Genomic DNA, 14,628 nt, shown 5'->3' on the forward strand with positions numbered 1-14,628 from the left:
ATTGCTTCGCTTCAAGCAGCGACTCTATTAATATAACATGAAAGCAAATTTGTTGTCAACAACTTTTTTTATTTCATGTTAGCTGAGCGCCCGCTCAAATCAGCAACGAAATTAACTTTACCATGCTGAAAATAGAAAGTCAACGATTATTTTAAAATTTATCCGAAGTGGATTTTAAAAACAGCTTCATATAGGGGAACTGTAAGTTTAACAAATGATAGACAACGAAACAAAACGTTGCCATACCAGCTTTCAGAGAGCTCACTTTACATATTACAGCAATGGAGAATATACTTCTTCTTTTTATTGCTATTTTGTTTCTTCATCCTTTTCTCTTTGCAGATGTTCCATTATAAAGAAGCAAATGGACAGAAAATAACTACGTTCTTTTTAACTTTTCTTCTTCCCATTTTAAAAAGCAGATGAAAATCAGTCCAAATTTTCTTTTTATCAAAAAACAAGTTACACTCTCTCCACACACTTCAAGCATAATTAGGAAAAACTTTAATATATAAATTTGTAATAAGAAGTCTTGCTTCCTCTCTAAGTTATTATAATCACCAATTAATTGTTACTCTTTTTTATCGGGGATTCCATTCAAATTCTCAGTACCACTTATACAGTAAATCATTATTCAACGCGTTTTTTTAAATTCTATACTGAACAATGAAGAAAAAGTTCCTTCTTCTATAATCTCATCCATCCCCAGATTCCTTTTATTCTAAAATAGCCTTCTGCGGATATAAGATAATATATAGTAGACACCAAAAATTACTTACGCTACAATTTCAAAAATTGCAGAATAAGTAATTTGTTTTCTTTCTGGAATGTTCCATTTAGAAATCCTCATTATACTTCTTCTAACTTCTTTACTTTATACATTCTCTGAAACACATCTGGATTTTTGGTGGGGACAAGTTTCATATCAATAATATCCTTCTCTTCTAAATAAGAAATAATCGCATGTAAATCCAGACTGTAGTGTTCAATTTCCGGCAATTCTTTAATAGAGGCATATGACCAATAGTCTTCTTCTTCGTTTAATAAGTTTAATAAATGTGTTGAAGCAGACTCCGCTTTATTCAGCAGGACAAAATCCATTGCAATCAGCATAAGCTCAATTCTCTTTTCTAAATTCTCTGTGCTGTCCATTAACTTTTCATATAGCTTGTAGACTTCTAAATCAATGCTCTTTACCTGGTTCCAGACAGTTACTTCTGGATAATAGCCCTGGTCAATAACGGATAGCCTCGCTAAATAATGAAGTGCATTTAAAATTTTGCTGTATGAATCCATTACTTCTTTTGCTTCATATAACGCTTTTCCTTCACTATAGTTTTTTAGAAGCTTTCCAAAGTCAATTATTTTTCTAAGTGTACGTTTTTCCTCTGGAAAAGATTGAAGCTCCTCTTTTAATTCTTTTATAAATTCATTCCTGTCATAGGCTTTTCTTCCATAAATCACCCATTCTGCTGCACGTCGATATCCGCTCGTATCAATCCAATCCATCAGAAGTGATTTCGTTACAATGTGCATCGCTACGGTCTGACCATTTACTTCATAATGTTTTACAAACCAATCGACTTCTTGTTTTTCGACAATAATCAATAAGATGCTATCAAATTCATCTGTAATTGGATGATCAAAAAGTGTTTTCTCCACAATAAGTATTCCTAATGTATTTGGATTGCTTGCATGCTCCTGATAAATCATTCTTTGAAAATTCTCCATGTCTATTGTTGCCTCCCTGTTTTGCCTCTAATAAACATAATTCGATATATACTTTAAAAAAACCTTTTTTGCATCGTAAAGAAAGGATAAAATTTTAATTTTTGATTTCTCGCCGGGAGAAAAATACGGAATCCCCAATCAAACGGAAACGATTCGCCGTCATTGTATGGCTGACCTCGCTATATTTTCTTTAAAATTCATTCTTCTAATATTCTATGATATACTAAATTTGTAACTTAAGGGGGATTTAAATGGCGAAACAATTGACTTATTCAAGTAAAATAAATAAAATACGCACCTTTGCCTTAATCCTTGTGTTTGCTGGTATACTAATCATGTATGGCGGGCTTATGGTTCGTAATATTCAGTGGCTCATGCTCGTTCTGTTTATATTGGGCATACTGATGATTGTACTGAGCTGTGTTGTATACATTTGGATTGGCACCTTATCCTTGAGGGCAGTTCCTGTGGTTTGTCCAAACTGCGAAAAACCTACAAAAATGCTGGGACGTGTAGATGCTTGCATGCATTGCAAAGAACCGCTGACTTTGGATAAGAACTTAGAAGGTAAAAATTTTGATGAACGGTATAATCATCGCAAATTCCGTGAAGAAAACAAATAATAAAAAGGCACCATGCTTTGGAGGATTTCGTTAAAGGAACATCCCGCAAACATGATGCTTTTTTTATATAATAATTAAAAATCGGCCTCGCCTGTTTTCTTACCAGCGAACCCGATTTTTAACATGCTTTACTGTTCATTTGCTGCCTGCTGCTCTTTGCAGGCATTGCATGTACCATAAACCTCCAGGCGGTGATGGCTTACATCAAAACCTGTCACCTGTTCAGCCAGTGATTCCACTTCCTCTAAAGAAGGATAGTGAAAATCAACAATCTTTCCACACTGATTGCAAATGATATGATAATGATCTGAGGTATTACAGTCAAATCTGCTCGAAGCATCTCCATATGTGAGTTCTCTAACCAGTCCGATATCTTTTAATACACGTAAATTATTATAAACGGTCGCAACACTCATATTGGGAAATTTTCCTTCAAGTGCTTTATATATATCATCCGCAGTCGGGTGAGTCATTGAATTAAGCAAATACTCCAGCACGGCGTGTCGCTGTGGTGTAATCCGGACGCCTGATTTTTTCAAAGTATCGATTGCTTGCCGTAATTTAACTTCAGACACCCTAAACACCTCTCTTCCCAATTAATAATATTATTATATTATAATTCTTATAATTAGTGTATCGCCCTGTGTGCATAATGTCAATTAATTCACGTTAATCAAACATCCACATGGAGAGACTTTTCATCTCCGCCAAGCTGCTGATTGACATACCTGGCAGCAACAAATAAATAATCAGACAACCGATTTAAATAAACGAAAACAAGCTTATTATCCACTTCATCTTCCAATCCTACAGTCAAACGCTCTGCCCGTCTTGCTACAGTACGCGCGTGATGAAGGGCACTCGCTGCTCTGTGACCAGATGGCAGGATAAAATTCTTTAAAGGTTCGAGTGATTGGTCCCATTCATCAATCTGTTTTTCCATCTCATCAATATGCTTCTGTTCAAGCTTCCAATAAACTTCCTTCCCCTTTGGCGTCGATAATTCTGCACCAACATGAAAAAGAATGGTCTGTACGCGGTGCAGCTGATCAAGAAAAGCAGCCTTTTTATCCCAATCCGTTTCTTCGATATAGCTTACTGCCAAGCCAATACTGGAATTCACTTCATCACATGTGCCATACGCCTCTACTCTTAGATGGTTCTTTGGTACGCGTTGCCCATAGACTAACGATGTCTGTCCTTTATCTCCTGATCTGGTATAGATTCGCAAAGCTGCTCCACCCCAATCCCTCTATATTTTAATCCGCTTTATTTTCCTTCAAATAATTTAACGCATCTACAACATGATCTTTAACCCGGACTTTCCGATATTCTTTGATTAGCTTTCCTTCTTTATCTAAAATAAATGTAGAGCGCTCAATACCATAATATTCCTTGCCAAAGTTTTTCTTTAGCTTCCATACTCCAAATTGATCAGCTGCCTGATGATTTTCATCAGAAAGCAAGGTAAATGGCAGTTCATGCTTGTCGATAAACTTTTGATGACGTGCTTCCGGATCCGGGCTGATCCCGACAATAACCGCATCCAGCTCTCTGAATCTTTCATGATGGTCTCTGAAATCACATGCTTCTGTGGTGCATCCTGGTGTCATATCTTTTGGATAAAAATATAAAACAACGTACTTTCCTTGAAAATCTGATAAGCTGACTTCCTCCCCGTTTTGATTGGGCAGGGTAAAATCTTTTACTTTTGTTCCTAATTCGACTTGCATCCAATCCCTCCATTTAAACAATCGATCTTCTTCCTTAAATATAGCACATTGCAGGGTAAGATTCATTTATCATTGTCTCTGCTGCTGATTTGTACAACTTTTAATACAAAAGCAGCCGGCAATATGTAGCCAATCAGCGCTTCTGAGATAGCAATGATTCTGCCGATGCCGACGGGCGCTAAGTCACCATAGCCGAGAGTCAGCAAAGTGACCCCGCTGAAATAAATAGAATGAACAACCGATCCCCATATCGTCACTTCTCTAAGCTCTCCATGCTCCACAATGACGATTCCTTGAAAGGATAAAATAAAATAGATTAAGCCGTAGCCAACCATTGTAATGCAATAAACAATCAGCATAGCAATAAAAATTTCTAAAGAAAAATGTCCTTCCTTCATTTGTATACGTGAATGAACTAATTTATATTGAATGAAATCATAGATGCTTTTTCCAATTAAAATGATAATCGTAATAAGGAATATCCAAGGGATACTCATCTCTTTTACTCCTCCCCTACTGCCTTCCCTCATTAAAAAAACAACTAGATGCAAACGTCAAAATATGAGGAATCTCAATTTGTAATATCCGCTTTTCCTATGTATATGCAGAAACCAAAACAGTTTGTACAAGTTTTCTATGCAATTTTTTGTTATATTAGTAACTGGGTAAAATATTACAGAAAACCAAATTGTTCATTTTACCTTTTAAATGAACTTGTAAAAGCGTGTCATAACCTTTACAAGTTGGGAAGAATGAGGAGGAAACGAAATAATGAAATTTACAAATTCTGAGAAGCTGCATCAAGAAGCTTTACAACATATTGTCGGCGGGGTGAATTCTCCTTCCCGCTCTTATAAAGCTGTAGGCGGGGGCTCTCCTGTCTATATGAAAAGAGGACAAGGTGCTTATTTCTGGGATGTGGATGATAATAAGTATATTGATTATTTAGCTGCATATGGACCGATAATAACTGGCCACGCTCACCCGCATATCGCAAAAGCGATTGCTGAAGCAGCCACAACTGGTGTTCTATACGGGACACCAACGGAGCTGGAAAACACATTTGCGAAAATGTTAAAAGAAGCAATGCCTTCATTAGAAAAGGTACGTTTTAATAATTCAGGCACAGAGGCTGTGATGACGACTATCCGTGTAGCCCGCGCCTATACAAACCGTACCAAAATCATTAAATTCGCAGGCTGCTACCACGGCCATTTCGATGCTGTATTGGTAGAGGCAGGATCTGGGCCTTCTACACTGGGCACGCCGGATTCAGCCGGAGTTCCTGCTTCCAGTGCTGCAGAGGTAATCACCGTTCCATTTAATGATTTAAATGCCTTTAAACAAGCCCTTCATCGCTGGGAAGGTGAAATTGCAGCTGTGCTGGTTGAGCCGATTGTAGGAAACTTCGGAATTGTCGAACCGTTCGAAGGCTTTTTACAAGAAGTAAATGAGCTTACCCATCGTGCCGGTGCGCTAGTTATTTATGACGAGGTAATTACTGCCTTCCGTTTCACCTATGGAAGTGCGCAGCAAATCTACAATATCGAGCCTGATTTAACAGCAATGGGTAAAATCATTGGCGGCGGTCTTCCAATTGGCGCTTATGGCGGACGCAAGGATATTATGGAGCAGGTTGCACCACTCGGGCCTGCCTATCAGGCCGGCACCATGTCCGGAAATCCCGCTTCAATGGCAGCGGGTATTGCATGCCTAGAGGTGTTACAAGAAGATGGGGTATATGAAGAATTAGAACGTCTTGGAAAACGGCTTGAAGAAGGTATCTTGGAAAAAGCAGAAGAATTTGGTATCCACATTACTATAAATCGCCTTTGCGGAGCTTTAACCGTATACTTTGGCGTTGATAAAGTAACCAATTACAGTGAAGCAGATGCTTCAGACGGAGAAGCCTTTGCAACCTTCTTCCAGCTTATGCTGAACGAAGGTATTAATTTAGCTCCTTCTAAGTACGAAGCATGGTTCTTAACAACAGAGCATACAGACTCTGATATTGAAAATACCATCGATGCTGCAGGTCGTGCATTTGCAAAAATGGCTGAGAAAAAATAATATAATGGCACGATAAAAAAGCATTTCCCGGAGAAATCAACCTCTGGGAAATGCTTTTTTATCCTGTAAATGAATTTTATTCATCCAAATTTTGAATCTGATACAAATCATAATAATGACCGCGGAGCCGCATTAATTCCTCATGCGAACCTATTTCTACAATTTCCCCATTTTCCACAACAACAATGCGATTTGCGTGAGTAATGGTTGCTAGACGGTGGGCAACAATAAACGTTGTCCGGTCTGAAGCAAGCTTCTCCAGTGTTTCCTGAATAAGATGTTCACTTTCTAAATCAAGTGCTGATGTTGCTTCATCAAAAATTAACAGCGGCGGATTTTTCAAGAAAACACGCGCGATAGCTATCCGCTGCTTCTGGCCGCCAGATAACTTCACACCGCGTTCTCCCACCATGGTTTCATAGCCCTCGGGCATTTCATCAATAAAGTCATGCGCATTTGCTGCTTTAGCCGCCCGAATGACTTCCTCTCTCGTTGCCTCTGGATTCCCCATCCGGATATTCGTTTCAATTGATTCGGAGAACAGAATATTATCCTGAAGCACCATTCCAATATTGTCCCGCAGCGCCCGGGCCTGCATATCCCTTAAGTCCATTCCGTCGATTTCAATCGACCCGCCTGTGACATCGTAAAAGCGTGGAATCAAACTGATTAGTGTCGATTTTCCTCCCCCACTCATTCCGACAAAGGCTATGGTCTCTCCTTTTTGGACATGAAGGTCGATATCCTTAAGCACTGACACTTCTTCCTCATCATATCGGAAGGAGACATGGTTAAAGGATACTTTTCCTTTCAGTCTTCCCGGATCAACCGCATCCTTTTTGTCCGTAATATCATATGGCTCATTCATTAATTCAAATACACGGTCAATAGACGCAATGGATTGTACTAACGTCGTTGATGAGTTGATCAGTCTGCGTAATGGACTGTACACCCGCTCCATATACCCGACGAAGGCTACCATCGTTCCGAGTGAGGTGTTGCCCATAATAACCTGATAACCTGCAAAAGCAATGACGAGCAGCGGCGCCAAGTCAGTAATCGTATTGGTCACGGCAAAGGTTCTGGCGTTCCAATCCGTATGCTTTAAAGCCCGGTCCAGGAAATGACGGTTTCTTTTATCAAACTGCTCATCTTCATAATCTTCCAGCGCAAAGCTTCTTGTCACCGGCACCCCTTGGATACGCTCATGCAAGTGGCCTTGTACTTCTGCCAGAGCTTGTGACCTTTCTCTTGTCAGACGGCGTAAGCGCCCGAAAAAGTATTTGACAGAAATCCCGAACAGCGGGAATAAAATAATCGATACAAAGGTGAGCGGCACATCCATGGTAAACATAATAATGATAGCAATTAAAATAGTTGTGACATCCAGCCAAATATTCATTAACCCGGTCATCACAAAATTTTTCGTCTGCTCCACATCATGAATTACCCTTGAGATGATTTCACCTGTTTTGGTCTTCGAATAGAATTTCAGGCTTAGCTTTTGAAGATGATCGAATAATTTTCCTCTGATATCAAAAAGAATTTTATTCCCGACCCACTGCGCTAAGTATTGACGAATATACTCAACCGGCGGGCGGACAATTAAAAATACGACAAAAGAAATACCCATAATCCAGAATAAACGGGTTATTCTCTCGGATTGGGTCATGTTTTCTACCGTAACAATATCATCGATAACGTATTTCAAAATCAAAGGCATTAACAGCGGAATACCAAATTTAACAACACCGATGAGTAATGTCCAAATAATCTTCCATGTGTATGGTTTTACAAATTTCATATACTGTTTGATGCTGCTCATTTATCAACTTCCTCTACTTGAAAAGGTATTTCGTTTTAATATCCCTCTAAATAAAAAAAGGATATCCTCGTTATGTCATCCGTAACAAGGATACCCTTTTACTCAGTCGAATTGCAATCAAACCGCTCAAACATCGCTAAAAATATTTGTTTTCTTTTCAAATTTAATGATACGTTAAGTACATTTCATACCAATCATCGACAAACCCCGGAGAAAAAGGACCCTTTCCCTGGCGAATCCAATGAATTAATACTTCTAATTGCTGATAAAGAATATGATGAATTTCTTCTGGGTATTTCATCAAAACTTTATTTTCTTCATATTCATCTTCATCAAGAAGATTAAATGTCATATCAGGAAATACCTTCACATCTAAATCGTAGTCAATGTATTTTAGCGATTCCGCACCCTCATCGTAAACAAATGGGGAGCTGAGATTACAGTAATAATGAATTCCATCATCCCTAAGCATACCAATAATATTAAACCAATGCTTCGCATCAAAATAACAAATGGCCGGCTCTCTCGTCATCCAGGAATGACCATCGCTTTCAATGACTTTTGTCCGATCATTCGCTCCGATTATAATACTTTCCGTCCCTTTTAATACGACACTATTTTTCCAGATTCTATGAAGTTGTCCATTATGTTTATAACTTTGTATCATCATTTTGGAACCAGCGTTTGGAGAAACCATCCAAAATCTCCCTCTCCATTTTCATACAGTGATTTATGAATTATCTTATATTATAAGCCTTCAGCCATAAAAGTTAAAGGATAAGTCCTTTTTATTTCCATAATGGTTTCTTCATTGATATGTAGAATCATTAAAAGGGTTTCCGTAATTGGAAACCCTTTTGGGTAAAACAGATGTTATTGCTTGTTTTGTTGAGATTGTTGGTTTTGCTTTTTCACTTCTTGTGCATCTGTTTCTTGAGCAAACTCAGTACCATATTGTCCTTGAGCTGCTTGTTGGTTTTGCTTTCTTACTTCAGCTGCGTTTGTTTTTGCAGGATTTTGTTGGTTTTGTTGATTTTGTTTTTTAGCCATCAATATCACCTCCGCAATAATTAATTTGTCCAGAAGCGCATTTCTTTATCCAAACTTTTTTAAAGAAATATTTTTAGCGTGTTGAAAACCCCGGTAAATAAAGCATTAAGGCGTTTTTTTGATGACAAAAATTTTTATCAGGATTTATATTTCCTCGTTGCATTCAATAAAATTTCATTTTCCTTCTAAAAAAGGTATCATTTTTTGATGTGGAACAGGAAAAGGAAATTCTTTCAGCTCTTCTAAAGAAACAAATTTTAAGCGGTCATCCTTTACTGTTTCCTGATTTGTGATTGCTTTACGTACGTCTACATTCCAAATGATATGTGAAAAAACATGCTTGATGGATGTACACGATGCTTTGATATCCACATCTAACCCATAATTCTCTTCCAGCCATGGCTGCCAGTCCTTTTTTACAATATCATCGGCAGGAATCATTGGAAATTGCCATAATCCTGCCAATAGTCCAGAATCCGGTCTTTTTTCAATAATATATTTCCCTTCCTGATTTTGGATCAGCAATGCAATATATTTTTTCTTTTGCTGCTTCTTCGCTTTCTTTTTCACTGGCAGCTTTTCCTGGATTCCATCAACGTATGCTTGACAATGCTCCATCACTGGGCAGAACATGCACATAGGCTGCTTCGGTGTACATATTGTCGCACCTAAATCCATAATAGCCTGATTAAAGGAGGAGGGATCTTCCTTTGAAATCATTTCCGCTACGTAGTATTCAAACAACTTTTTGGTGGAGCTTAAAGCAATATCTTCTTCAATGTGTAATACACGGGAGAAAACACGCATTACATTACCATCTACTGCCGGAATCGGCTGATTATAAGCAATAGAAAGAATCGCCCCTTTCGTATAAGGGCCAACTCCTTTTAAGTCACCGAGCTGCTTCGGGTCATCCGGGATTTTTCCATCATATGTTTCCACAACCTCGCGTACTGCTGTTTGTAAATTTCTTGCGCGGGAATAATAACCTAAGCCTTCCCATTGTTTTAAAACATCCTGCTGTTCGGCTTCAGCCAGTTCATATACCGTTGGATATTTCTCCATAAACCGATTAAAATAAGGGATGACCGTATCTACTTTTGTTTGCTGAAGCATAATTTCTGAGACCCAGACGCGATAAGCATCATTATTTTCGCGCCAAGGTAGATCACGTTTATTTTCTTCGTACCATCTAAGTAAATCTTCTTGAAAAGCGGAAATATTTATTTGTTCTAATCTTTTATCGTTCATGTTTTCACGTCCTATGTGTTAAAATAATATTGGAGTGCTTTGATGGAAGCAACTTAAGGAGGATATGTAACTATGGATACTGGTACGCATATTGTTATGGGTGTTGCACTTGGCGGTTTAGCAACATTAGACCCAAATGTGCAAAGTAATCCTACTCTATTTCATGCCGTATTGGTTGGAACAGTCGTCGGATCACACGCTCCTGATTTTGATACAATTTTTAAATTAAAAAGTAATGCAACGTATATAAGACAGCACCGCGGAGCGTCTCATTCACTCCCTGCTATTCTTATGTGGAGCCTGCTTGTATCTGGAGTAATTTATTTATTTGTTCCAGAAGTGAGCTATTTGACTCTCTGGCTATGGACTTTGTTAGCTGTGTCCATCCATGTATTTGTCGATTTATTTAATGCGTATGGTACACAGGCATTTCGGCCATTTACCAAAAAATGGATTGCTAAAGGGTTTATTAATACATTTGATCCTTACATTTTTTTCTTGAATGTAGCTGGTATCGTTGCATGGGCATTAGGTGCCAATCCCGGATACACTTGGCTGATTATTTATACAGTCATTGTATTATATTACATCAAACGCTATATGGACAAAAGGGAAATCGTCCAGAAAATCAAAGAATATTTTCCTGATACAGAGATTGTCGCTACGTCCCCTACGCTTAAACAAAATTATTGGCGCGTTGCTATTACGACAAGCGACCGTTATTATGTAGGCAGCGTTGAGAATCGGCACATTGAGATTGTTGATGAATTTTATCGAGTTCCTTTACCCGATACAGATGTCATCAAAGCTGCGATAAAAGATAAAAATATCTCTTCATTTTTAAATTTTTCACCGGTGTACCGCTGGGAAATAAATACGGATGAAGAGGATATTATAGAAGTCCGTTTTATTGATTTACGCTATCGCAGCAAAGGGTATTATCCATTTGTAGCTGTGGTAAAGCTGGATAAGAGCCTGGAAGTAATTACTTCCTATACAGGCTGGATTTTCTCAGAACAGAAGCTTCAAAGTAAATTGATACCAAGCGACTCAAGTCCTTAAAGCTTATACAGGAAGTGAATACGGTAACCCCGCAAATGGTTCAGGCGTTTGAAACAGCGGTACCTTATTTCAATAACTAAAAGGAACAACTCAGGTGAAACGGATTTCGCCTGAGTTGTTTTTATTCAGCTCACTTTTTTTCCTAATAAGGAGATTGGCAAGGCTTCAATATTTTCACTTTCTTCATTTAATAAATCAATACGATAACCCCATGCAAATACCCCATTAATATAGGATATTCTGAATTTATAGCCTGTTTCCATTTTAAGCTGATAAATTTTCTCTTTTTCAAAATCATCCGGACTCATTGTATATGCAAGCGCTACTTGCATTTTTCTTTCACATATTTGCATCTCTGAAATATTCCCGAGCTGCTCTGCTTTTTGAGCCTGCTCTTTTAGTTTCCCAATTTCTTGGTGCAGCTGTTCTATGGAATAATCACTATATCGAAATTTCATTCTTCTCCCCCTTACTGTCGATTCCTATTGTACCAAATATAACAGAAAAGTAACCTACATTTATTCCTGATTTTCCATGTATTTCTCAACAAATTGCTGAATCATATCGAAATGGAAGCCTTTTCTATATAAACCTTCCATTACTTTTTGCTTGAGCTGGAAGCCTTCATATTTTTTTACATGTTTTTGATACAGCTTTTCTCCTTGAAATTTCAAGGCCTCCCACTCATGATTTGTATCCTCTTCCTGATCCATAGTCTGAATAGCTTCAAAAACAAGCTGCTGATTAAATCCTTTTTGAAGAATCGTATTTTTTGCTTGGTTTATCTGTTTTTGAAAAGAATCCTTCGAGCTTTGCTTTATTTTTTTTCCCAGCAGCTTTTGAACTTTTTCTTTCTGCAGGGCTGGCGTATATTGCTCTAAAGCATTTACTGCAATTTGTCCGCTAATCCCCTTTTCAAACAGCTCCTGTTCAATGACTTTTGGACCTTTTGAACTTGTATTCATACGCGAGCGCACAAACATTTCAGCAAATTGCTGATCATCAAGCAGTTTTTCTTTCTTCAATCGTTGCATAATAACAGCAATTTGTTCCTCTTCCACTTCTTTTTTCTGTAAATACGTAATCACTTCTTTTTCCGAACGTATTCGATAGCTTAAAAAGTGAATAGTAAGGGTATATACTTTATGGAGATTATCTTGTTCCTTCAGTGTTTCGATGAGTTCATTATCTAATTCCATTCCTTTCTCCAGACGAAATTGAATGAGAATATCCTCACCGACACTAAATCCATATTCATCACCAGCTGATGTGTTTAAAAATATATTGTAGCGATGCTTCTGTTTTTTTTGCGTTGTAATTCGGGTAATTTTCCGCAACTTCATTCACCTCTCTTTTTATCATAGCAAAAAATGAAGCAAGCAGATAACATGAAATATATACTTTAAAATATCATCTAAAGGAGGGTTCAATATTATGAACATACTAATAACCGGAGGTACAGGGTTTTTTGGCAGTAAATTAGCTGCACACCTCACTGGCCTTAATCATAAATTATACATTCTGACCCGTTCTCCTGAGAAAAAATCAAATACATCGCACTTGACTTTTAAGGGATATGATACGACCGCAGATGAACTTCCGAGAATAGATGCTGTCATTAATCTTGCAGGAGAATCATTGTTTGGATACTGGACGAAAAAAAAGAAGGAAACTATCCTTACCAGCCGCCTTCGTGTCACCAAGTATCTTGTCCAATTAATGAAAGCCATGAAGGAAAAACCAGATGTATTTATTAGCGGCTCCGCAGTAGGATTCTACGGGATGTCTGAAGATTTTATCTACACTGAGGCAACAACGCAGCCTGGTACTGATTTTCTTGCATCTGTAACAAGGCAATGGGAGAATGAAGCGAGTGAAGCCGAAGAATTGGGAATTCGAACAATCTACGCCCGGTTTGGCATACTGCTTGGCAAGGACGGTGGTGCATTTCCGCTTATGTCATTGCCGGTAAAATTATATACAGGCGGACACATCAGTGATGGCGAGCAATGGCTTTCCTGGATCCATGTTCAAGATGCCGTAAACTTAATCACCTTTGGCTTAGAACATCATACCCTAAAAGGGCCGGTCAATATTACTGCTCCTACTCCTAAACGTAATAAAGATTTTATGAAAAAAGCAGCACAGGTATACAAACGGCCGAATTGGCTTCATTTGCCGGCTGTATTCTTCTATCTTACTTTGGGAGAAATGGCGCAGCTCCTGGTAAAAGGACAGTACGCGTATCCAGAAAAGGCGCTCGAACACGGATTCACGTATGATTTCCCCTCCCTCGATCAGGCTTTATTAGATTTGAAAAATAATTAAATCATGTAAATGCTTTTTCACTTAAAAGAGCAAAGAAAAAAATGCTGGTTTTGTATAGGAGCATGCCGTGTTATTTTCCTGCATGCTCCTTGTTATTTTCCGTTTTATGAGGCACTTTGCAATCCTCTTATTTTGATGCCTCTTGCTGAATCAGCTCTAATTGCTCTGAGGTTAAACCTGTCACCTGTAAAATGGCCGTTCGGCTTATCCCCTGCTCTAACATTTTGAGTGCCGTCTGTTTTGCAGATTCCTTTAGTGCGGACTCTGCTTCAAGCCTTTTTCGTTCCGCTTCATTTCTTTTGATTTCCGCCTCTTCTTTCTGTTTCTCTGCTTTTTCTTTTTGTTTTTTTGTTTTATCTTTCTCCGCCTTTATTTCTTCATTCTCTGCTTTCAGCTCTTCTTTCTCCATTTTCATTTCTTCTCTTTGCTCTTTCATTTCTTCCATTTCCTGCTCTAACAACTCTCTATCCTGCTTCTTAGATTGCTCATCTAAAATTTGCTTCAAACGGATTTCATATTCCCGCCGTTCTTCTTCTGTACGGCTTAAATCTTCCCAGACCCGCATCGCAACATTTAACGTTTTATCGACCATCGCAATCTCCTCCAGTTCTTGATAGATATCATTATATAAAGTGAAACTTTGTTCAGTGGGGTTCTTTACACCCCACTGAACATTTAGTTGAACCAATCGGGCCGTTACTGGCTGTTAGATCTTCCACTTAAAATTTTCATGACTTTTCTATTTTTAATGTGGGAGTCTTACAGCCAGTTACACTGCGAGAAGTGATTCTTTCGTCGGTCTACCGTTCCTAACAGCAGCAGCCAGCGCGTTAAGACATCTTCCCATGGATCCAGCTGGTTATTCTTCCAGGCAGTAATTAGTTTAGGAATCTCCACAAAATGAAATTCAACCATATCGGTTAATGGATATTTCTGTTTCATCTCATATAAACGG

Annotated in this window: 17 protein-coding genes; 4 read left to right on the forward strand and 13 right to left on the reverse strand. The window is 38.3% G+C overall.

The genetic code is table 11. The features are described 5' to 3' along the window. Positions 1-849 precede the first annotated feature (849 nt). Complete coding sequence (locus tag ACZSMY_RS22785; protein ID WP_042533455.1) at positions 850-1,731, reverse strand: nucleotidyltransferase-like protein; 882 nt, start codon at positions 1,729-1,731, stop codon at positions 850-852. Positions 1,732-1,982: 251 nt separating this feature from the next. Between ACZSMY_RS22785 and ACZSMY_RS22790 the strand changes: the two genes are divergently transcribed. After that, the gene (locus ACZSMY_RS22790) at positions 1,983-2,354 is read left to right on the forward strand and encodes a YgzB family protein (protein ID WP_368901989.1); all 372 of its coding nucleotides are present in this window, start codon (positions 1,983-1,985) and stop codon (positions 2,352-2,354) included. A gap of 128 nt (positions 2,355-2,482) precedes the next feature. On the opposite strand, the gene perR is transcribed toward ACZSMY_RS22790, so the two are convergent. The 4 genes from perR to ACZSMY_RS22810 all read right to left on the reverse strand — a co-directional run bounded on the left by perR (position 2,483) and on the right by ACZSMY_RS22810 (position 4,584). Continuing rightward, the gene (perR, locus tag ACZSMY_RS22795; RefSeq protein WP_042533451.1) at positions 2,483-2,929 is read right to left on the reverse strand and encodes a peroxide-responsive transcriptional repressor PerR; all 447 of its coding nucleotides are present in this window, start codon (positions 2,927-2,929) and stop codon (positions 2,483-2,485) included. A gap of 98 nt (positions 2,930-3,027) precedes the next feature. Then, positions 3,028-3,585, reverse strand: a complete 558-nt coding sequence (locus tag ACZSMY_RS22800; protein WP_042533449.1) for a cob(I)yrinic acid a,c-diamide adenosyltransferase — start codon at positions 3,583-3,585, stop codon at positions 3,028-3,030. A 28-nt stretch (positions 3,586-3,613) separates the two neighbouring features. Next, the gene (bcp, locus tag ACZSMY_RS22805; RefSeq protein ID WP_042533447.1) at positions 3,614-4,087 is read right to left on the reverse strand and encodes a thioredoxin-dependent thiol peroxidase; all 474 of its coding nucleotides are present in this window, start codon (positions 4,085-4,087) and stop codon (positions 3,614-3,616) included. A gap of 62 nt (positions 4,088-4,149) precedes the next feature. After that, positions 4,150-4,584 (reverse strand): potassium channel family protein, encoded by a 435-nt coding sequence (locus ACZSMY_RS22810; protein ID WP_042533445.1) that lies wholly within the window; start codon positions 4,582-4,584, stop codon positions 4,150-4,152. Positions 4,585-4,858: 274 nt separating this feature from the next. Here ACZSMY_RS22810 and ACZSMY_RS22815 point away from each other — a divergent pair, with 274 nt between their 5' ends. Beyond that, positions 4,859-6,157: a glutamate-1-semialdehyde 2,1-aminomutase gene (locus ACZSMY_RS22815; RefSeq protein ID WP_042533443.1), complete on the forward strand. Its 1,299-nt coding sequence runs from the start codon at positions 4,859-4,861 to the stop codon at positions 6,155-6,157. Positions 6,158-6,233: 76 nt separating this feature from the next. Here the strand turns inward: ACZSMY_RS22815 and ACZSMY_RS22820 are convergent, their stop codons facing one another. The 4 genes from ACZSMY_RS22820 to mutY form a co-directional block, all read right to left on the reverse strand. Further along, entirely contained in the window at positions 6,234-7,982 is a 1,749-nt protein-coding gene (locus ACZSMY_RS22820) for an ABC transporter ATP-binding protein (RefSeq protein WP_368901988.1), read from the reverse strand. A gap of 163 nt (positions 7,983-8,145) precedes the next feature. Further along, on the reverse strand, positions 8,146-8,679 hold the full coding sequence (gene ntdP / locus ACZSMY_RS22825; protein WP_042533439.1) for a nucleoside tri-diphosphate phosphatase: 534 nt from the start codon (positions 8,677-8,679) through the stop codon (positions 8,146-8,148). A gap of 176 nt (positions 8,680-8,855) precedes the next feature. Next, the gene (locus tag ACZSMY_RS22830; RefSeq protein WP_040984584.1) at positions 8,856-9,032 is read right to left on the reverse strand and encodes a gamma-type small acid-soluble spore protein; all 177 of its coding nucleotides are present in this window, start codon (positions 9,030-9,032) and stop codon (positions 8,856-8,858) included. A 174-nt stretch (positions 9,033-9,206) separates the two neighbouring features. Further along, positions 9,207-10,283 carry an A/G-specific adenine glycosylase gene (gene mutY / locus ACZSMY_RS22835; protein WP_042533437.1) on the reverse strand — a complete coding sequence of 359 codons (1,077 nt, stop codon included), beginning with the start codon at positions 10,281-10,283 and terminating at the stop codon, positions 9,207-9,209. A 72-nt stretch (positions 10,284-10,355) separates the two neighbouring features. On the opposite strand from mutY, the gene ACZSMY_RS22840 reads away from it, so the two are divergent. Continuing rightward, the gene (locus tag ACZSMY_RS22840; protein ID WP_042533435.1) at positions 10,356-11,345 is read left to right on the forward strand and encodes a metal-dependent hydrolase; all 990 of its coding nucleotides are present in this window, start codon (positions 10,356-10,358) and stop codon (positions 11,343-11,345) included. Positions 11,346-11,470: 125 nt separating this feature from the next. Here the strand turns inward: ACZSMY_RS22840 and ACZSMY_RS22845 are convergent, their stop codons facing one another. Together ACZSMY_RS22845 and recX are read right to left on the reverse strand one after the other, a co-directional pair. Continuing rightward, complete coding sequence (locus ACZSMY_RS22845; RefSeq protein ID WP_042533433.1) at positions 11,471-11,803, reverse strand: YfhH family protein; 333 nt, start codon at positions 11,801-11,803, stop codon at positions 11,471-11,473. 60 nt (positions 11,804-11,863) lie between these two features. Continuing rightward, positions 11,864-12,688 carry a recombination regulator RecX gene (recX, locus tag ACZSMY_RS22850; protein ID WP_338112850.1) on the reverse strand — a complete coding sequence of 275 codons (825 nt, stop codon included), beginning with the start codon at positions 12,686-12,688 and terminating at the stop codon, positions 11,864-11,866. A 91-nt stretch (positions 12,689-12,779) separates the two neighbouring features. Between recX and ACZSMY_RS22855 the strand changes: the two genes are divergently transcribed. Then, a complete protein-coding gene (locus ACZSMY_RS22855) occupies positions 12,780-13,673 on the forward strand; it encodes a TIGR01777 family oxidoreductase (RefSeq protein ID WP_193065384.1) in 894 nt (297 codons plus the stop codon). A gap of 127 nt (positions 13,674-13,800) precedes the next feature. Here the strand turns inward: ACZSMY_RS22855 and ACZSMY_RS22860 are convergent, their stop codons facing one another. Next, a complete protein-coding gene (locus ACZSMY_RS22860; protein ID WP_256706046.1) occupies positions 13,801-14,265 on the reverse strand; it encodes a hypothetical protein in 465 nt (154 codons plus the stop codon). 167 nt (positions 14,266-14,432) lie between these two features. Then, positions 14,433-14,628 (reverse strand): PD-(D/E)XK nuclease family transposase (locus tag ACZSMY_RS22865; RefSeq protein WP_465148369.1); only part of this gene is annotated, 196 nt, incomplete at its 5' end.

The organism is Oceanobacillus sp. B139/18 (genome assembly GCF_055524595.1).